The following is a 19435-nucleotide window of genomic DNA, read 5'->3' on the forward strand; positions in this document are numbered from 1 at the left end:
AATAAACTAAACCTTTTTTTAATACAAATAAAACTTAACTTATTACTAATATTATTATTTGAAGCTGTATAACCAACTATTTTAAAACTATATATTTTGTGAACTATAATTAATATTATGTAAAATAGAATATTCGTTGATTCATATTGGAACTTTTGTTCCACATATGTATCTTTGCTTCTCAATAAAATAATATGTCTAGAAATAAAAATTTTGATGAAACGGATTTGCTTGTTGAAGCACGTGATTTGTTTTGGAAACAAGGATATCATAATACAGCTCCAGCAGAAATTGTTGAAACGCTTACTATTAGCCGTTCTAGCCTTTATAATACCTACGGTGATAAAAAAATGCTTTTTGTTCGCAGTTTAAAACAATATGTAGCAACAAAAAGTTATGCAATGATTCAAAATCTAGAAAAAGCGCCTAATATAATTATTGCATTACAAGATATTTTGAATCAATTATTAATAGCTAATACCAATCAAAACGGATGTTTTGCTGTAAACACAGCTGTTGAATTTGCCGATTCGGATGCAGAAGTTTTTTCTATTATAGAAAATAATGACAAACAAATAATTGCAGCATTTACCAATTGCATTTTAAAATCTCAAAATATGAATGCAATAAGCAACTTAGCTCCTGCTCCAGATTTGGCCGTTTTTGTTTACAACACCATTATTGGTATGCGTGTAAGAATGCGAATGAAAAAATCAGAAGCTGAAATACAATCTATTTTCAATCTATTAATTAATACTTTAAGCCCTACAAAATGAAAAACTTAATATATGGTGCAATTGCTTTGCTAAGCCCATTATTTACCGCATTCGCACAAATGCCTTTAAAAAAGCAAATTACCGTAAATAATACCAACTGGACGTATTACGAAGCTGGCCCAAAAAATAAAAATACTATTGTATTGTTGTACGGTTGGCCGCAAACATCTTATGTTTGGCGCCATAACATACAAGCGTTAAGTAAAAACAATCATGTTATTGCTTTAGATTTGCCTGGTATGAATCCGAATTCAACAGTAGAACAATATGACACAAAATATATTGCTACTTTATTAAATCAGTTTTTAAAAAATCTGCAAATAACAAAACCACATGTTGTTGGTCATGATATTGGTGGTTGGGTTGCGGCTGCTTATGCCATTCATTATGAAGATGAATTAGCAACTTTAACGGTAATTGATGCTGGAATTCCGGGTTTAATGAAACCTGAAGTTTTTGCTCCTGAAAACGCAGTTAAAATTTGGCAATTCTATTTTAATGCCGTAAATGATATTCCTGAATTTTTATTAGATGGAAAAGAAACCGAGTATTTAACCTGGTATTTTACCAATAAAGCTTATAACAAAAAAGCAATTAGTACGGATGATATTTTAGTTTATGCTGCTGCTTATAAAAATAATATGAAACCCGGTTTTGATTATTACAGAGCCTTTCAGCAAAGCAGTAAACAAAATGTACAGCTAAAAAATAAATTAAAACTTCCGGTTTTGGCTGTTGGAGGTAAATATGCCATGGCAAACCAAGTTGGCCTTGCTATGCAAGAAATTGCCAACAATGTAAACACAGTGGTTATTGAGGATTCTGGGCATTATGTACCCGAAGAACAGCCCGAAAAATTAAACCAAATTTTATTACAACATATTCAATAAAAAAGAGAGCAATTTTGCTCTCTTTTTTATATTATAATACGCTTAATAAGCTATTTTCTTTACCACGATAATCAATATTACCTTTGGAATCCATTAAGGTAATGTCGCTCCCTAACCATTTGGCAATATGCGTGTTACCATTACCTATTTTGCGAATAATTTTGCCGGTAATTGCACGCAATTCAACTTCGCCCGAATCTTTAGTTACCAAAACTAAATCTTCTGTATTATTTAATTCTGCATAAACCATATCGCTACCTAATTTGTATTGCAATACAGCATCTTTAAACATACATAATTGTCCTTTAATCACTTTAACTTCTACCATAACAACTGTTTTTTTGTAGTTATATAGTACTAACGCAAATATTGAAAAAATAGTAGCCTAAATAGTTAAAATGTTAAAAAAAACAGATATAAAGCAAAAAGGATAAAGCGAAGCTTTATCCTTTTGTTTTATTTTAATTCAAACGATGAATTTCCTACCAATTCATCTTGTTCAAAAATGTTTACAAAAAAGAAACCTTTTTCTAAATCTGTAACCGGAAGTTCGTGTTTAATTACAACAGATTGTCCTTGAAAGTTAACTTCTTTCGGAAAGCTGTATGTTAAATATTTTTCTCCAAATAAAATCGGATCGTTTGCACCAATTACATTGTTATTGCTATCAATAATTTGTACATAATACAACTTCTCACCTTTTTTAGCCAATTTATTTGCAGCAACAGAAAACTCAATTTCTAAAACATCTGCTTTTTTTGCTTTAGATGTGTTTTTTAAATTAGTTCCGCCAAATAAACCACCTTGTTTGTATGCATGTGCACTCACGTTTGTAATAACTAATTTAGAAGCTTCTTCAACTTTAGAATTTAAAATTTCAGTTTGTTCAGCCAATTGGTTTACAATTACTTTAGATGAGTTTAACTCAACCATGGTGCTATCACGCTCGTTTGTCAAAATTTGGTTTGCTTCACGTAATTGTTTGTTTTCTGCTAAAAGCTTATCTGTTTGTTTCTTTAAAGCTAAATACGAATTTCTGTATTTTTTTAAGCTATCAACATCGCTTTTAGATTGTTGCAATTCTTTTTGTAATGCAACTAATTTATCACGTTCTGCAGTTAATTCAGACGATAAAGATGTGTTTTGAGCAATTGCTTCGTCTAATTTGTTAATAGATTCTGTAAGCTCAATGTTTAAAAGATCTTTTTCTGATTGTATTTGAGTAACCGTATCGGTATGATCGGTGCTCATTTTATACATATAACCAAAACTACCTATTAATAATAATGCCAGAATGGCTATAATAACCTTATAACCTTTTTTGTTTGAATCGTTTTCTTGCATTTGTTTTTCCATAATATTTTTTTGTTATAATGAATTTGATAGTATAAAATTAATATTTAAAAATTAAAAAGCTTATTTTTGATTATAAAATATTCTTAAATGTCATATTTCAGCACTTTTACCCCAGCTAAATTAAACAAACAGACAAAATTTAGAAACAGCGAAATAAAATTGGGCGAACGTACTGCGTTACCCAAAGATAACGAAAATATAGAACAATTTATAGCAACAACAGATGCTGTATTTATTGTTTTTGGAATTGAAGAAGATTTAGGTGTTATAGCAAACAACGGTATTCCCGGCACAAACAAAGCCTGGGAAATTTTTACGCAAACCTTTCTTAATATTCAAAACAACAATTATTTAAAAGGAAAAAACATTGCGCTATTAGGCAGCTTTGATTTTTCTGAGTTGGTTGCAAATTACAACAATACCAATTTAAAAGATGCCGATTCACTACATAATTTATACGAAATGATTGCTTTAATCGATAAAGAAGTTTCGTATTTGGTATCTAAAATTATTGAAGCTAAAAAAATACCAATCATTATTGGTGGTGGGCATAATAATGCATACGGCAATATTAAAGGTTTATCATTAGCATTAGGTAAAAGCGTAAATGCGGTAAATTTTGATGCACATACCGATTTTAGAAATTTAGAAGGCCGCCACAGCGGAAACGGATTTTCTTACGCGTACGATCATTGTTTTTTAAAAAAATATTTCATTTTTGGCGCCCACGAAAATTATTTATCTAAATCTATTTTAAAAAATATCGAAGCTACGCAAGGCAACGTAATGTTTAATACGTACGAAGAAATAATGGTTCGCGAGGAAAAATCGTTTAAAAAAGAACTTTTAACTGCTCTAAATCATGTAAATAATACCAGCTTTGGTGTTGAAGTTGATATGGATGCTATTGTTGGCATACCGGCATCTGCACAAACACCAAGCGGATTTAGTATGGAAAAAGCCCGTCAATTTGTACATTTTTTTGGTTCGCAAAAAAATGCGGCTTATTTACATATTTGCGAAGCTGCTCCTGCCCTTGCGCAACCTAATCAGGTAGGACAAGTTGGTAAAGCCATAACCTATTTGGTTACCGATTTTATAAAAGCCAAAATAGAATTATTAGATAACTAGATTTATCGTATTTTTGTAGCTATGAAATTTATAGATTTAAAACTTTCTAATAATGTTTTAGAAGCCATTAACGAGGCAGGTTATCAAGAAGCAACCCCAATTCAGGAACAAGTTATTCCCGAAATTATTTTGGGTAATGATATTGTGGGCTGTGCACAAACCGGAACCGGTAAAACGGCTGCCTTTACTATTCCTATTGTAAACAATTTACACCGAATTGTAGGTTCGGGTAAAAAAGTAAAATATATACGTACCGTAATTTTAGCGCCTACGCGCGAATTAGCACAACAATTAGGTGAAAACTTTGATTTGTTTACAACCTACACCAGCATAAAATCTTTAGTTATTTATGGGGGCGTTAACCAAGTTCCGCAAGTAAATAAATTAAAAGAAGGAGTTGATGTTTTAATTGCTACGCCCGGTCGTTTTTTAGATTTGTACAAACAAGGTTTTATCAACTTAAATCACATGCATCATTTAGTTATTGATGAAGCTGATTTAATGTTAGATATGGGTTTTATTAATGATGTAAAAAAAATCATTAAACTTTCGCCAGAAAATCGTCAAACGTTATTATTCTCAGCAACTATGCCGATGGAAGTTCGTGCTTTAGCTGATGAATTTTTAACTCGACCAAAATACGTTTCGGTAGATCCGATTTCTTCAGCATCAGCCAATGTATCGCATCAAGCGTATTTGGTTGAAAAAGAAGATAAACGCAATTTATTAAAGCATTTAATAGAAACTAAAGAACTTAAAAATGTTTTAGTATTTGTTAGAACCAAACACGGTGCGGATGCAACTAAAGATTCGTTAGTAAAACAAGGCATTAAGGCAGATAGCATTCACGGCGATAAATCGCAAGCAGCACGTAACGAAGTTTTAGAAGCATTTAAAAACAAAGAAATTGATGTTTTATTAGCTACCGATGTAGCCGCTCGCGGAATTGATATTGATGATTTGCCGTTGGTAATTAACTTTGATTTACCCAATATTGCAGAAACTTTTGTGCATCGTATTGGTAGAACCGGACGCGCAGGTGCTTCTGGTTTAGCTATTTCGTTTTGTTCTAAAGATGAAAAAACATATTTAACAACGATTGAACGCCATTTACGCGAAAAAATTAAGGTTGTTAAAGATAATCCGTTTCCTTGGCGAGATGAAAGTACATCAACCGGGAAAAAAGATTTTAGAAAAAAATTCAACCCAAATCCTGGCAACAAACCAGGCGGATCTGGATCAAATAGCAGAAAATCTGAAAATTCGAAAAAAAATAAAAAACGTTGGTATTAACAAAAAAGCTACTGAAATTCAGTAGCTTTTTTGTTAATACCAACGTTAAATAAAATCTTTTTACAACTAATCTTAGTTCATAATTTAAATATTCTTATCTTTAAAATAAATTATTCTAAGATGAAAAATTCAAAATATATATTTATGGCAGCTATTTTTTTGGCTGTGTTCTTTTTAAATTTAGTTTCAGATCAAATTCCTTTTTTAAAGCAATTGCCTAAATTAAAAACAGAACTTATCATTCCGTTTTATGTTACTGTTTTTGCAGCTTCTTTTTTATTTTATAAACGTGCCAAAAACAAGCAACCTAAAGCGTAAGTTCATATTTTTTAGCCAAAAGTGCAAAAGCAGTAACCTCGTTTGCAATCCAAGTTGCATCTTGGTTTAATTCTTGTGCCATAATTTGGGCAACTTTTGGGGCGGCTTCTACGGCAGCTTTAGCATCTAAAAATAATAATCGAATACGGCGTGCTAAAAAATCTTCTACCTTAAACGCCATTTCATTTTGCACCGCAAAAATTACGCACGCGCTAGTAAAAGCATAATTAGGATGAATTTTTTCTTGATTCATAACATTTTCTTGCTCAATTGCTTTTATTTTTTCTAAATCCGATCCGTAAAAATAGAACGGATTATTTTGATCAATTTCTTTTTTATACCCGTGAATATGTAAATTTTGTGTTTTACATTTTTTTGCTGGTAATAAACCTGCTTTACTTGTTTTATCTAAAACATCTTCGGCCATTTTTCGGTAGGTTGTCCACTTACCTCCTATTATGGTTACCAAATTGCTTTTTGCAATCATTATTTTATGGCTTCGAGAAATTTCTTTTGTTTTATCATTAGTTGATGCTGCCAAAGGACGTAATCCGGAAAAAACAGATAAAACATCTGCGCGGCTTGGTGGTATTTCTAAATAATGTTGGCAGTTAAGTAATATAAAATCAATTTCATTTTCTAATGCTAAAGGTTCTATTTCGTATGATTCTATTTTGGTATCTGTTGTACCTACCAAAACTTTATCGTGCCACGGAATAACAAATAAAACGCGACCGTCAGTGGTTTTCGGAATCATTAATGCAGTTTCGTTCGGGTAGAATTCTTTATTAAAAACCAAATGGATTCCTTGGCTTGGTTGAATGGTTTTAACTGCTTTTGGTACATCCATTTTAATAATTTCGTCTGCCCAAACACCTGTTGCGTTTAGTACAACTTTAGCTTGTAATTTATATTCTTTACCGTTTAAAATATCGGTAGCGGTTAAGCCAGAAATTTTATTATCTTTTTTTAAAAGTTGCGTTACTTGCATGTAATTAAGCAATGTTGCACCTTGGTTGGTAGCTGTTTGTGCTAAATTAATAGCCAAACGTGCATCATCAAATTGACCGTCGTGATATTGAGTAAATCCTTTTAAATCTTTTGTTTTTACATTCTTAGCTTGTAATAATCCAGTTTTGGTTTTTACGTATTTGGATTTGCCTAAACTTAAAGATCCTGCTAAAATATCGTAAAACTTTAAACCTACGGTATAAAGCAAATTGTTGTAGTACGAATAATTTGGAATTAAAAAGGTTAAATTTTTAAATAAATGTGGTGCGTTTTGGTACAGCAAACCGCGTTCAATACTAGCTTCTCGAACCAATGCAATATTACCTTGTTCTAAATACCGAACGCCACCATGAACCAACTTTGTTGCTTTGCTTGATGTACCTTTACAAAAATCTGCCTGTTCTAACAATAGCGTTTTATAACCTCGGTTGGCTGCATCTACAGCGGTACCTAATCCGGTAGCGCCACCGCCAATGATTATAAGATCCCAAGTTGCATCAAGTTGTTGTAAAGCTTCGCTCCGATTCATGTATTATGTTGTTTGTACTAATATAACAAAAAAGGAGGCAAAATAGTATATATTGCCCCCTTATTCAAAATAAATAACAAAAAATAGAATTTATCGAATCAATTAAAACTTAAGTTGATATATTTTTTCTAAATGATCGTTTGATGCCAGGTTTACATTTAAATCGGTTACATATCCCGAATTAATTCCATAAACCCAACCGTGAATGCTTACTTCTTGATTATTTGCCCAAGCATTTTGTACAATTGATGTTTTGGCTAAATCATAAACCTGTTCTTTTACGTTAATTTCTACAAATCGGTTAAAACGCTCTTCTTCATTTTCAATAGCATGTAATTCTTCACGATGCAAACGATATACGTTTTTAATATGGCGCAACCAATTGTCAATCAATCCTAATGATGAATTGCCCATGGCAGCTTTAATACCACCACAACCGTAATGCCCACAAACAATTATATGTTTAACTTTTAAATGATTTACTGCATAATCTAATACCGATAACATATTCATATCACTGTTAATTACCATATTAGCAATGTTTCGGTGTACAAAAACTTCGCCCGCTTTGGCGCCAATAATTTCGTTAGCCGGTACGCGGCTGTCAGAACAACCAATCCAAAGCAATGGTGGTTGTTGGCCTTTGGCTAATCCTTCAAAAAAATGCGGATCGTTAGCTAACATTTTTTCTACCCAGTTTTTGTTGTTGTTTAATATTTTTTTATAAAATTCGCTATGTGCCATGTTATTAATTGTTTGGAATTGAACTTAATTGTTTTATAACTTCTTGATGTGATGATTTTGCTTTTTTACGGTAATTAATTACCTGTTCGTGCTCGATATGAATTAAATACGAGGAATGATCTGAATTTTCTAATTGATATTCGGCTTTAAAACCAACTAATTTTACATCAATCTTTTTTTCAACCGCTTTTATATTTTTAAATTCAGCTATCAGATCTAAAACATCGTGCGCAATGTACACGGTGTCTGAAGCATTAATAACAACCTTAGCTTTTTTAGGAATATTATTTAAGGTGTTTTTAATTGCTGCTTTATTTAAAAAAGAAACTTCTTGAGCTAAATCAATATAAATTACATCACCTTTATGGTAATCTTCTTTTTTAAAGTAATACGCTCGTTTTGAGTTGCCGCGCAGGATGAAGAATATTGCAATCACCATTCCTAAAGCAACAGCTTTTAATAAATCTAAAAATACCACAGCTGCTAAGGTTGCAATAAAAGGAGCAAATTGGTACTTTCCTTTTTGCCAAAAATGTACAATAATAGCAGGTTTAGCCAATTTATATCCTACCATAATTAATACGGCAGCTAAGGTTGCTAATGGAATTTTATTTAATAAAAAAGGAATAGATAAAGCACAGATTAAAAGTAAAAATCCGTGAATAACAGCTGACATTTTGGTTTTAGCCCCCGCATTAATGTTTGCTGAAGAACGTACTACAACCGACGTCATAGGTAATCCGCCTAATAACGAGCTAACCATATTTCCAATTCCTTGTGCTTTAAGTTCAACATTGGTGTTAGTTACTCGTTTTTGAGGATCTAACCGATCTGAAGCTTCAATACAAAGTAAAGATTCTATAGAAGCTACAATAGCAATTGTAAACGCAACTACCCAAACTGCAGGATTAGTTATTGCAGAAAAATCGGGTATTATAAATAGGTTACCAAAATCATTAAACGATGAAATTATAGGTAAGCTAACCAATTGTTGGTTGTTAGTAATAGCTAATGAAGAATTTAAGCTGATAAACAGCTGGTTTATTAAAATGCCTACTACAACCGCTACTAAAGCTCCAGGAACAAGTTTAAGTTTTTTTAAAAAAGAAAACTTATCCCATGCAATTAAAATAGCTAATGAAACTAAGGTGATACATAATGCTCCGTAATGAATTGAGGCTAATAAATCGGCAATTCCTGATAATAAATTAGTAAGTCCAATTTTTTCTGTATACCCAAAAGCTAATGGTAATTGTTGTAATAAAATCATTAAACCAATTCCGGCTAACATACCCTCAATTACATTGTTCGGAAAGTAATTAGAAATAGAGCCGGCTTTTAAAAAGCCTAAAACCATCTGAATAATACCAGCTAATAAAACAGCCAATAAAAATACCTGAAAAGCATTATTAAATTGTGCAATTGCTGTTAATACAATTGCAGTTAATCCGGCTGCTGGACCCGTAACAGATACGTTTGAGTTACTTAAAAAGCCAACTACAATTCCGCCAACTACGCCCGAAATAATTCCAGAAAATAATGGCGCACCAGAAGCCATTGCAATACCTAAACATAAAGGCAAAGCAACCAAGAACACAACTAAACCTGATGCAAAATCAGACTTTAGGTGTCCAAAAATTTTATTTTTTGACATATATTAGTTATAAAAGTTAATCTGGCCTAAAAAATAGGCGTGCTTAATTACGATGCTTTGTGCAACGTATGTAGATTAAAATTTATACTAATTCGGGAGGTGGACTGTAAACATCTTCATAAACGGTAATGGTGTTTTTGTTTGCACCATACAAAAGTTTGTTTCCGTCTAAATTTAAAGATGCTATATAAAGAATTGAAAGATTGAAGAAAAGTTCTTCATGAGTTTCTTCGGCAGGATTAGGTTCTGTTTCGTTCGCATTTTCCTCTTCTGCCATATTGTATGTTATTTGTAATTCATTAGCATCTGCCAACCAACCAATAACTGTTGGAGCAGACAAAAAGCTTAGCCATAGAATTAAAAATAAGTTTACAATTGTTTTCATTGAAACAAATATAAAAAAAGCAGAAAAAAATATTTTAATAAAAGTCTTAAAAAAATATTAATTTTCTACTTTTCTATTTTAGGACAATTAAAAGCTTAAGATAACCAAGCTTCCATCATCCATAATGTTTTTTCTTGTTCCGAAATAAAATCGCTCATCATGCTATTTGTACCTTCATCATCAATAGCAGCAGATTGTGCTAAAATAGTACGTTCTAATTGTAAAAGCCCACCAATAGAATCTATAATAACCTGAACAGCATCTACATCTTGCGATACGTTTTTGCTTATTTTAAGCTTATTTACAGCTAAATAATCGGCTAAGGTATGTAAAGGTACGCCGCCCAAGGTTAAAACACGTTCTGCAATCATATCAACCTTAACTTGAGCGTCATTATAAAGCTCTTCAAACTTTACGTGTAATTCAAAAAAACGTTTCCCTCTAATGTTCCAGTGAATACCGCGTAAGTTTTGATAATACACTTGAAAATTGGCTAATAAAACGTTTAATTCGTTTACTAATTCTTCGGTTTCTTTTACCGGAAGTCCTAATTTATTTACACTCATAATTTGTATTTTTTATTGATTTACTCAAATTTAATAATTTTTTAGCGGTTTAAACAATAGTTATTATTGATAGCTTTTATATCTTTATAAATAAAAATTATATTATGACCATAACTCAACTACAATATGTATTAGCGGTTGCTGAACATAAAAATTTTACTTTAGCTGCACAAAGCTGCTTTGTTACCCAGCCCACGTTAAGCATGCAAATTCAGAAGTTAGAAGAAGAATTGGATGTACAAATTTTTGACCGAAGTAAAAAACCAATTCAGTTAACCGAAATTGGACAAAAAATAGTAAACCAGGCTAAAAACATAGTTAATGAATCTGATCGTATTCAAGATATTATTGATCAGCAAAAAGGAGAATTTGGAGGAGAATTTAGAGTGGCAATTATTCCAACCGTTATGCCTACCTTATTACCAATGTTTTTAAATCATTTCATTAAAAAATATCCAAAAATTAATTTAATTATTGAAGAGTTAAATACCGATGAAATTATTTCGCGATTGAAAAAAGGCACCTTAGATGCAGCCCTTGCTGCTACCCCACTGCAGGAAGATGGAATTAAAGAAATACCGCTTTATTACGAACCGTTTGTTGGGTATTTTCCGGAAAGTCATAAAAATTATGCCTTAAGTAAAATTACTACCGATGATTTATCTTTAGATGATATTTTACTGCTACAAGATGGACATTGTTTTAGAGATGGTATTTTAAATATTTGTAAAAATAAAAATACAACGCAAGATAAAAACTTTCATTTAGAAAGTGGAAGTTTTGAAACCTTAATCAAATTGGCCGATGAAGGTTTAGGTTATACGTTATTGCCGTATTTGCACACTTTAAACTTAACAGAACAAGAACAGCAAAAATTACGTTTTTTTGTTGATCCACAACCTGCGCGAGAAATTAGTATTTTGTATCCAAAAAACGAATTAAAACTCCATATTGTTGAAGCTTTTAAAAATAGCATTCAAGGTATTATTCGCGGGGCAATTGCTTTTCATGACGTAAAAATAATTAGTCCGAAATTAAAATAAAAAAAGGAAACCAAAAGGTTTCCTTTTTTTATTATTCTACATCTATTAAATATAAACTGTGATGAAGTTTAGGGTTTTGCTCTACAAACGATACTACCCATTTAGATAAAACTTCAATTTCATATGGTAATAAAGAAGCAACTACTTTTTTTAGTTCTTTAGAAAAAAGTTTAGGGTCGAAACTTACATTAATTAAAATTTTTTTAGCAAAACTTACTTTATTCGTATTCATACCTTTTTTTCTTATTGGTTAGATAGTTTAAATATAAATAAAAAAAAGATTAATCAAAAAAGAACTTAATAAATTAGCAATTATTTAATAACTTATTTCCTACATCTTAACATTTCTCTTTTTCCTGGAGGGCCAGGTAACTTTTCGGTAACAAACCCAGCAGCTTTCATGTTATTTTTAATAATGCTTCGGCAAGCATAAGTTACCAAAACCCCATTATTTTTAAGCGCTTTGTACATTTTTTTAAAAATTGATTCGGTCCACAATTCGGGTTGATATTGGTAACCAAAAGCATCAAAATAAATTAAATCGTATTGCGCTTCGTCAGTAATTTCATCAAAAAACATTTTCTTTTTATTAATAGTAAAAAAGCTATTTATAACATTTTGTTTTTCCCAAGGTGCTTGTTGTATTTTATTAAAATCGGCTTGTAAATCTAATCGATTAGCTGCAGCCGGATAATTTAATTCTGCAATTTCTGATTCTGTTAATGGATATGCTTCAATACCTGTATATTGAATGGTAACATTTAATTTAGGCGCTTTACATAACGTTACAAAAGCATTTAAACCGGTACCAAAGCCAATTTCTAAAACAGAAACGGACTGATTCTGAAACAAATCAAGTCCGTTTTTTATAAAAACAAAGTTGGCTTCTTGCAAGGCGCCAAACTTAGAATGGTAGGTTTCGCCAATTTCATGTACATATAAGGATTTAGATCCGTCTTCTGTATCAATAAAACTACGTTTCATATTATTTAATATATAATTTTTTTATGCGTGGTATCGGACCGCCACATTTTACTTCATGACAAGCAATACAAGCATCAATGCTTAAATTAAATTGCTGTTTAGCTTGTTGCGGCTTACTATAAATTTGTTCTTGTTGGTGTAAAAAAAACAGCGCATGATCTCTGTAAAACTGATCTAAATCAGACGGATCAGTAAGCGTTCGGGTTAGTATTTCCTGAAAATAGCTTGGCATTTCACCCAACGTATCATTCGCGATAATGCGATCACGTAAACGCTTGTTTTCTACATACATTTGTTCCATTAAGCCGGCCATTTCAGACATTTCGTACATAACAAATTCTGAATCAGAAGTTGTTATATTAGCTTTAATTTCAGACTTATTTTGACAAGAAAATAGCAGTAAAGATAACGTACAATACAATAAATGTTTCATTATTTTTGAATTAATACGCCGTCTGCAATAAACATTTTTAAAACTTTTGGAGCCGTAATGCTATCAATTGCTGTTTGAGATTTGCCAGCATCTTTTGCATCATGTTTAAGCTGATCCACCGATGTAATAGCTAAAAAAGCCTTGCCGTTAACCACAGCTTCTTTACCAACAGCACCTTCTTTAGGTACAAAAAAACCGTAATCGGTAAAACGAACAATAGCTTGTTCATCATTTCCTAAATCTAAACTCATCCAACAGCCTTTTTTCTTACAAGTTGCTTCGATTTCAGAAACAAATTGTGTGGTAATCGTATCACCTTCTTTCAAATTTGCATACAATACGGCCATTTCTTGTTGTGTTTTAACTTGGTTCGGATCGAAGGGCTCACCAAAAACTTCCATATTTTGCACATCTATTGCTACCTGATTTTCAGGAGTTTCAGTCTTTTTTGTACAACTTACTAATGTTGCAATAAAAAGGGCACTAATCCATATATTTTTTTTCATATTCATATTTTAAACTCATTATTCTTAACAAAAATAATATTTTTTTTAAAACTTCTGACTAAAACTTGTATTATCTAATTAATTTGTATGAAATTTACAAACATTTACATATAAATATGTAATTCGTATTAAATGTTACTTTTTAGAGTTTTTTTTTAATAAATTTGTAATAACACAACGATTTAAAAATATTAATACAAAATTAATCATAGCTCTGATTTCTAAGATACTAACATATGGAAACAACACAAATTAGTGATATTAAAATTATCAAAAGCCCAACATCAAAAATAGATTCTGTAGATTTTGAAACATTAACTTTCGGAAAACAGTTTACTGACCACATGTTGGTTTGTGATTTTATAGATGGCGAATGGCATCAACCTATTATAATGCCTTATGCGCCTTTTGAAATGGATCCTTCGTCACGCGTATTTCATTACGGACAAGCAATTTTTGAAGGAATGAAAGCTTATAGAGATGCACAAGATGAAATTTGGTTATTCCGTCCTGATCAAAACTACGAGCGTTTTAACAAATCTGCTATTCGTTTAGCTATGCCAGAGGTTCCTGAGCATATTTTTATGGACGGATTAAAAGAATTGATTAAAATTGATGCAAATTGGATTAAAAAAGGAAACGGAAATGCTTTATATATTCGTCCTTTTATGATTGGTACTAGTGATGGCGTTATTGCATCGCCTTCATTAAACTTCAAATTCTGTATTATTTTATCTCCTGTAAAATCTTACTATTCTGGTGAAGTTAAAGTTGTTATTGCAGATCATTTTTCTAGAGCTGCAAATGGTGGTATTGGAGCTGCAAAAGCTGCCGGAAACTATGCTGCACAATTTTATCCAACTAAATTAGCAAATCAAAAAGGTTTTCAGCAAGTTATTTGGACAGATGATACAACCCATACAAAATTAGAGGAATCAGGAACAATGAATGTATTTTTCCGCATTAACGATACCTTAATTACAGCGCCAGTAAGCGAGCGTATCTTAGATGGTGTTACTCGTAAATCGTTATTAGCTATTGCTGAACGTGATGGAATTAAAACAGAAGTTCGTTCTATTACCGTAAACGAAATTGTTGATGCACACAGAAACGGAAGTTTAAAAGAAATTTTTGGCGCAGGAACAGCTGCTGTAGTTAGCTTAATTGCAGGTTTTCAGTACAAAGATGAGTATTTTGAATTACCACAAGTTGCCGATCGTTTTGCAACGCAATTAAAAGAAAAGCTTAATGCAATTCAGTACAACGAAGCTGAAGATACGTTTAACTGGACAGTTAAATTATAAGACAAATTCTTACTTCATATAAAACCTTTGTATAACTACAAAGGTTTTTTCTTTAAAAAGAAAAAGCAATTTTAAAAGCTTTTCTAAGTTATCTATATATCCATAAAAGTAAAACTATGAAAAAGCTTATTTTAATTTTTGCTCTTTTTGTAGCATGCTTTAACACGCAAGCACAAAAAAAGTCAACACCAGCCAAAACAACCAAATCATCAAAAACTTTAAGTGAAAATAAAGATTTTGGACTAGAAGCTAATTACGACCAACAAACTTTATTGGTTTACTATACCAACGAAGATAAAAAAGATACCTTATTCATCGCTCAAACAGAAGCTGCTGTAATACCAGAAAAGTTTGAATTTAAACCATTTAAGGTTAATGATAAGGATTTACTTTTAATTACTTGGATTGAAAAAGTTGAAAATAAAAAAGATGGTTTTATAGAAACTACATATATAACACAACATCAAATTTGGGATCTTGTTGCACCAAGGCAATTGGCAAGTAATACGCATAAAAGTTACGCATCTAAAGATATAAAAGCTATTGCAAAAATTAAAGATGCAACTAAAACATCGGATTCAAGATCAAGTGAAGGTTTTGTTTTTGAACTTTTACCTAACGGTGATTATTCGTTAGCAACTCCGGCCAAAACCAGCATTTTTTCGTACAACGAAAAATGGAACAGATACAGATATAATCCAAATGGGCAAAATGAATAAAAAAAAAGACCTTATTAAAGGTCTTTTTTTATTATAATAATCGTAATAATTCTTTTGCGTGATTAATAGCTGATTCCGAATAATTATCGCCCGAAATCATTTCAGCAATTTGTAAAATACGTTCTTCATCATTTAATAAGTTTAATACCGAAACGGTAGTTCCGTTAACCACAGATTTTGAAACTTTAAAATGATAATCGCCTTTTGATGCAACCTGCGGCAAGTGCGTAATTACAAAAACCTGCATGGTGCTGCTCATATCATACATAATTTCGGCCATTTTGTTAGCAATTTCACCTGAAACACCGGTATCAATTTCATCAAAAATTATGGTTGGCAACTTAGAATATTTAGACATAATTGCCTTAATAGCCAACATAATTCGTGACATTTCTCCGCCAGAAGCAACTTTTTTAATTGGTCCAAAATTGGTACCGGTATTAGCAGAAAGTAATAATTGAATTTGATCGCGTCCGGTTGGTAAAAAATCTTTAGCTATTACATTTTCGTACTCAAAACGTGCATTTTTCATACCCAATTGAGCTAAAATTTCTAATATTTTAGAAATTAATAGCGGAGCAGCTTCTGCCCTTTTTTGTGTTAATTGATTTGCGATTTGTTGTAAATCGTTTGTCAATTTTTCAATTTCGGTTTGTAGAGCAGCTAACTTTGCATCAAACTCATCAACAGAAATTACTTTGTTTTCTAATTCCGTTTGTATTTCGGTTAATTCGTACACAGATAAAACACCGTGTTTTTTTTGCAATGCGTATAAAGCTTGTAATTTTTGATTGATTTGGAATAAAGTTTCCGGATCGTGAACTAAATTTTCAGTTTTAATTTCTACTTCGTGAGTTATATCATCAACCTCAATTAAAACAGATGTTATGCGCTCTAAAAGCTCATTATATTCGCTAGTAATTGCGCTTGCTTTACCAATGCTTGCCTTTAGCTCTTTTAAATTGGCTACAATGCCATATTGCTCTTCAGTTAAAATAGCTAAACCTTTGTCTAAATGTTCTTGCAAGGTTTCAATATTAGCTAAAACTTCGAGCTGTTTTTCTAATTCTTCTTGATTGATGCTTTTTAAATCAAGCTCAATCAATTCGTTTAATAAAAAAGAATTGTAATCGTATTCTTTAATTAAATCAGCTTTGTCACTTGTTAGCTGGTTGTATTCTTTTTTGGCTTTTTTATACTGTTTTAACAGCATTTGATATTGCGCTAACAACTTATGATTGTTTGCAACAGCATCAATCATTTCTAACTGAAAGCTATCTTCTGCCAATTCTGATGTTTGATGTTGCGAATGAATATCTAACAAATATTGACTTAGATTTTGTAAAACCGATAAGTTAATGGGCGAATCGTTTACAAAAGCTCTAGATTTACCCGAAGGTAAAATTTCACGACGAATAATCGTTAAATCGTCATAATCAATTTCATTCGCTTCAAAAACAGCTTGTAAATTGTAGTTTTTTATTGCAAAATGTGCTTCGATAATGCATTTTTCGTCTTTATTTTTTAACGAACTTAAATCGGCACGTTTACCCAAAACCAAACCTAAAGCACCTAATAAAATAGATTTTCCGGCACCTGTTTCACCGGTAATAATTGACATGCCTTTAGAAAATTCCATTTCTAAAGATTCAATCAATGCAAAATTAGATATATATAAATGATTTAACATTTTGGGTTATCCGTTATTTAATTTGATTCCATTTCGCGCTATTTTGAGGCGAAATTCTAGATAAAGTTTCTTTTAAATCGGAAGTAGCAATTTCTGGTCCGCCAGAAAAAACATCAACAATTTCAGTAGCTTTGGCATCAAAAAACACGCGCATTAAATAAGAATTTGGACGCGATCCGTGCAAAGCATTTAAATCTAAAACTGCTTTTTTAATTTGTTCTTTTCCTTTTTTTGTATTATCTGCCATTGCATCAATGCCGTGCAAATGATATCCAAATAAAGATTTTCTGAACGCTTCGAAATTCGGCGCCATTAAATCGGTAATAAAATAATATCGATTTTGACGATTATCACCTTGAATCCACCCAGAACGTCCAGAAGATTGTGCTACGTTTACAATATTTTGTGCTGTTTTTAATGAACTTTCTCCGCCGTTTAATGCAAACGTATCGGCATCAAGCCCAATAATTACATAAGCATAAAAAGCCAAAGTTGATGCAAGTTCTGAGCTGTATAAATCTTTATTAAAATTTAGTTGTTGATTCTCAATATAATCAAACGTAAAATCACGATCGTGCATATTTAAAACCGGGGAGCTGTATGTAGAATTGTACCCCGGGCGTGATGATTGAATTTGAATGGTGCTGTTTAAAATATTATTATCGTATGAATTAACGGTAATATACATAGAACAATCTATCAATTCAACCGGTGTATATATTCTGTTGGTCCATTTTGTGTTGTTCATGAAATCGGTAAGTTGCGTTTGCAACGTACGGAAAACCTGAGGATTCGCATTGGTTATTTGGTTGTAATTTACTTGAACGTTACATTTAAGTTCTTGTGCATTGCCCCATTGCGCCAACAATAATAAAACAACAGTATATATTTTACGCATAATGATTGATTACTTTATTGATAATATCTGCAGCAACTTCTTCTTTCGATTTTAATTCAATAGGTTCTAAATTAAAATTAGCATCAATAAAAGTTACTTTATTAGTTGGTTTACCAAAACCAGCACCTTCATCTTTTAAAGAATTTAGAACAATTAAATCTAAATTTTTCTTTGTTATTTTTTGCTTGGCATGCTCTATCTCGTTTTCTGTTTCAAGCGCAAAACCAATTAAAAATTGCTGTTTTTTAATCTTTCCTAAAGAAGCTAAAATATCGGGATTTTTTTCTAATTCTATGGTAAAATCTGCATCCGATTTTTTAATTTTTTCGCTTGCAACATGTTTGGGCTTATAGTCTGCAACAGCTGCCGCTGCAATAGCTACATCTGAGGTAGCAAAATATTGATGGCAAGCTTTGTACATTTGCTCACAAGAAACAACGCGAATTACTTGTACATTATTATTTTTAGGCGCCAAATTACTTGGGCCAGAAATTAAAATTACTTGTGCACCCATTTTTGCTGCTTGATCAGCAATATCATATCCCATTTTACCGGTTGAATGGTTGCCTATAAAACGAACCGGATCAATCGGTTCGTAGGTTGGTCCTGCTGTAACTAAAACTTTTTTTCCTTGTAATGGTAATGTAGCACTTAAATCGGCCTCAATTCGGGCCACAATGTTTTCTGGTTCAGCCATTCTTCCTTGCCCAACGAGTCCACTTGCTAGTTCGCCAAATTCGGCAGGAATCATAACATTTCCAAAAGATTGTAAGGTATTTAAATTGGTAGCCGTTGATGGATGTGCGTACATATCTAAATCCATTGCTGGAGCAAAATAAACTTTGCATTTAGCAGATAAGTAAGTTGCAAGCAATAAATTATCACAAATTCCGTAAGCCATTTTAGCCAATGTATTAGCAGTAGCTGGGGCTATAAGCATAAAATCAGCCCATAAGGCTAATTCTACATGATTGTTCCATTGTGCTTCAGTATGTTCTTCGCTATAAAAGGTAGAATAAACAGGCTTTTTAGATAACGTAGACAAACTTAAGGGAGTAACAAAAGCCATAGAAGCAGGAGTCATGATAACTTGTACCTCGGCTCCTGCTTTTATAAATAATCTTACTAAAGTTGTAGTTTTATATGCGGCAATTCCACCTGAAATACCAAGCAATATTTTTTTTCCGCTTAAAACACTCATTTTA

General features: G+C 31.9%; 22 protein-coding genes. 8 read left to right on the forward strand and 14 right to left on the reverse strand.

Annotated features, from left to right (window positions below; translation table 11 throughout):
- Positions 1–194 precede the first annotated feature (194 nt).
- Positions 195–776 carry a TetR/AcrR family transcriptional regulator gene (locus K5I29_RS04345; protein WP_264434630.1) on the forward strand — a complete coding sequence of 194 codons (582 nt, stop codon included), beginning with the start codon at positions 195–197 and terminating at the stop codon, positions 774–776.
- Positions 773–1666, forward strand: coding sequence for an alpha/beta fold hydrolase (locus K5I29_RS04350; protein WP_264434631.1), 894 nt, complete (start codon positions 773–775; stop codon positions 1664–1666). Before K5I29_RS04345 ends, K5I29_RS04350 begins: the two co-directional genes overlap by 4 nt.
- Before the next feature lie 31 nt (positions 1667–1697).
- Here the strand turns inward: K5I29_RS04350 and K5I29_RS04355 are convergent, their stop codons facing one another.
- Both K5I29_RS04355 and K5I29_RS04360 read right to left on the reverse strand, forming a co-directional pair.
- Complete coding sequence (locus tag K5I29_RS04355) at positions 1698–1994, reverse strand: hypothetical protein (RefSeq protein WP_264434632.1); 297 nt, start codon at positions 1992–1994, stop codon at positions 1698–1700.
- A gap of 128 nt (positions 1995–2122) precedes the next feature.
- Entirely contained in the window at positions 2123–3022 is a 900-nt protein-coding gene (locus tag K5I29_RS04360; protein ID WP_264434633.1) for a protein bicaudal D homolog, read from the reverse strand.
- Between the two features lie 87 nt (positions 3023–3109).
- Here K5I29_RS04360 and K5I29_RS04365 point away from each other — a divergent pair, with 87 nt between their 5' ends.
- The 3 genes from K5I29_RS04365 to K5I29_RS04375 all read left to right on the forward strand — a co-directional run bounded on the left by K5I29_RS04365 (position 3110) and on the right by K5I29_RS04375 (position 5764).
- Positions 3110–4153: a formimidoylglutamase gene (locus tag K5I29_RS04365; RefSeq protein WP_264434635.1), complete on the forward strand. Its 1044-nt coding sequence runs from the start codon at positions 3110–3112 to the stop codon at positions 4151–4153.
- Between the two features lie 21 nt (positions 4154–4174).
- Entirely contained in the window at positions 4175–5446 is a 1272-nt protein-coding gene (locus K5I29_RS04370; RefSeq protein ID WP_264434636.1) for a DEAD/DEAH box helicase, read from the forward strand.
- A 144-nt stretch (positions 5447–5590) separates the two neighbouring features.
- Positions 5591–5764 (forward strand): hypothetical protein, encoded by a 174-nt coding sequence (locus tag K5I29_RS04375; RefSeq protein WP_264434637.1) that lies wholly within the window; start codon positions 5591–5593, stop codon positions 5762–5764.
- On the opposite strand, the gene K5I29_RS04380 is transcribed toward K5I29_RS04375, so the two are convergent.
- The 5 genes from K5I29_RS04380 to K5I29_RS04400 form a co-directional block, all read right to left on the reverse strand.
- The gene (locus K5I29_RS04380) at positions 5754–7304 is read right to left on the reverse strand and encodes a glycerol-3-phosphate dehydrogenase/oxidase (RefSeq protein WP_264434638.1); all 1551 of its coding nucleotides are present in this window, start codon (positions 7302–7304) and stop codon (positions 5754–5756) included. The two genes, K5I29_RS04375 and K5I29_RS04380, sit on opposite strands and share 11 nt — an antisense overlap.
- Positions 7305–7406: 102 nt before the next feature.
- Positions 7407–8048: a carbonate dehydratase gene (gene can, locus K5I29_RS04385; RefSeq protein WP_264434639.1), complete on the reverse strand. Its 642-nt coding sequence runs from the start codon at positions 8046–8048 to the stop codon at positions 7407–7409.
- Positions 8049–8052: 4 nt separating this feature from the next.
- Positions 8053–9702: a SulP family inorganic anion transporter gene (locus K5I29_RS04390; RefSeq protein ID WP_264434640.1), complete on the reverse strand. Its 1650-nt coding sequence runs from the start codon at positions 9700–9702 to the stop codon at positions 8053–8055.
- An 82-nt stretch (positions 9703–9784) separates the two neighbouring features.
- Positions 9785–10087 (reverse strand): hypothetical protein, encoded by a 303-nt coding sequence (locus tag K5I29_RS04395; RefSeq protein ID WP_264434641.1) that lies wholly within the window; start codon positions 10085–10087, stop codon positions 9785–9787.
- 95 nt (positions 10088–10182) lie between these two features.
- Complete coding sequence (locus tag K5I29_RS04400) at positions 10183–10653, reverse strand: Dps family protein (RefSeq protein WP_264434642.1); 471 nt, start codon at positions 10651–10653, stop codon at positions 10183–10185.
- Positions 10654–10757: 104 nt separating this feature from the next.
- Here K5I29_RS04400 and K5I29_RS04405 point away from each other — a divergent pair, with 104 nt between their 5' ends.
- Positions 10758–11696, forward strand: a complete 939-nt coding sequence (locus tag K5I29_RS04405; protein WP_264434643.1) for a LysR family transcriptional regulator — start codon at positions 10758–10760, stop codon at positions 11694–11696.
- A 31-nt stretch (positions 11697–11727) separates the two neighbouring features.
- Here K5I29_RS04405 and K5I29_RS04410 read toward each other — a convergent pair whose 3' ends face one another.
- From K5I29_RS04410 to K5I29_RS04425, 4 genes are all read right to left on the reverse strand, one after another.
- The gene (locus tag K5I29_RS04410; RefSeq protein ID WP_264434645.1) at positions 11728–11928 is read right to left on the reverse strand and encodes a hypothetical protein; all 201 of its coding nucleotides are present in this window, start codon (positions 11926–11928) and stop codon (positions 11728–11730) included.
- A 92-nt stretch (positions 11929–12020) separates the two neighbouring features.
- Positions 12021–12680: a tRNA (5-methylaminomethyl-2-thiouridine)(34)-methyltransferase MnmD gene (gene mnmD, locus K5I29_RS04415; protein ID WP_264434646.1), complete on the reverse strand. Its 660-nt coding sequence runs from the start codon at positions 12678–12680 to the stop codon at positions 12021–12023.
- A 1-nt stretch (position 12681) separates the two neighbouring features.
- Positions 12682–13113 (reverse strand): hypothetical protein, encoded by a 432-nt coding sequence (locus K5I29_RS04420; protein ID WP_264434647.1) that lies wholly within the window; start codon positions 13111–13113, stop codon positions 12682–12684.
- Positions 13113–13619, reverse strand: coding sequence for a DUF4920 domain-containing protein (locus K5I29_RS04425; RefSeq protein WP_264434648.1), 507 nt, complete (start codon positions 13617–13619; stop codon positions 13113–13115). Before K5I29_RS04425 ends, K5I29_RS04420 begins: the two co-directional genes overlap by 1 nt.
- A gap of 236 nt (positions 13620–13855) precedes the next feature.
- On the opposite strand from K5I29_RS04425, the gene K5I29_RS04430 reads away from it, so the two are divergent.
- Together K5I29_RS04430 and K5I29_RS04435 are read left to right on the forward strand one after the other, a co-directional pair.
- The gene (locus K5I29_RS04430; protein ID WP_264434649.1) at positions 13856–14923 is read left to right on the forward strand and encodes a branched-chain amino acid aminotransferase; all 1068 of its coding nucleotides are present in this window, start codon (positions 13856–13858) and stop codon (positions 14921–14923) included.
- A 116-nt stretch (positions 14924–15039) separates the two neighbouring features.
- Positions 15040–15642: a hypothetical protein gene (locus K5I29_RS04435; RefSeq protein WP_264434650.1), complete on the forward strand. Its 603-nt coding sequence runs from the start codon at positions 15040–15042 to the stop codon at positions 15640–15642.
- Positions 15643–15673: 31 nt separating this feature from the next.
- Here K5I29_RS04435 and recN read toward each other — a convergent pair whose 3' ends face one another.
- The 3 genes from recN to coaBC are packed head-to-tail and all read right to left on the reverse strand — an operon-like array spanning position 15674 to position 19431.
- Positions 15674–17332, reverse strand: coding sequence for a DNA repair protein RecN (gene recN / locus K5I29_RS04440; protein ID WP_264434651.1), 1659 nt, complete (start codon positions 17330–17332; stop codon positions 15674–15676).
- A 13-nt stretch (positions 17333–17345) separates the two neighbouring features.
- The gene (gene porD, locus K5I29_RS04445) at positions 17346–18230 is read right to left on the reverse strand and encodes a type IX secretion system protein PorD (protein WP_264434652.1); all 885 of its coding nucleotides are present in this window, start codon (positions 18228–18230) and stop codon (positions 17346–17348) included.
- Positions 18223–19431 carry a bifunctional phosphopantothenoylcysteine decarboxylase/phosphopantothenate--cysteine ligase CoaBC gene (gene coaBC, locus K5I29_RS04450; RefSeq protein WP_264434653.1) on the reverse strand — a complete coding sequence of 403 codons (1209 nt, stop codon included), beginning with the start codon at positions 19429–19431 and terminating at the stop codon, positions 18223–18225. Before coaBC ends, porD begins: the two co-directional genes overlap by 8 nt.
- Positions 19432–19435 lie beyond the last annotated feature (4 nt).

This window comes from Flavobacterium agricola (assembly GCF_025919725.1).
Classification (GTDB): domain Bacteria; phylum Bacteroidota; class Bacteroidia; order Flavobacteriales; family Flavobacteriaceae; genus Flavobacterium; species Flavobacterium agricola.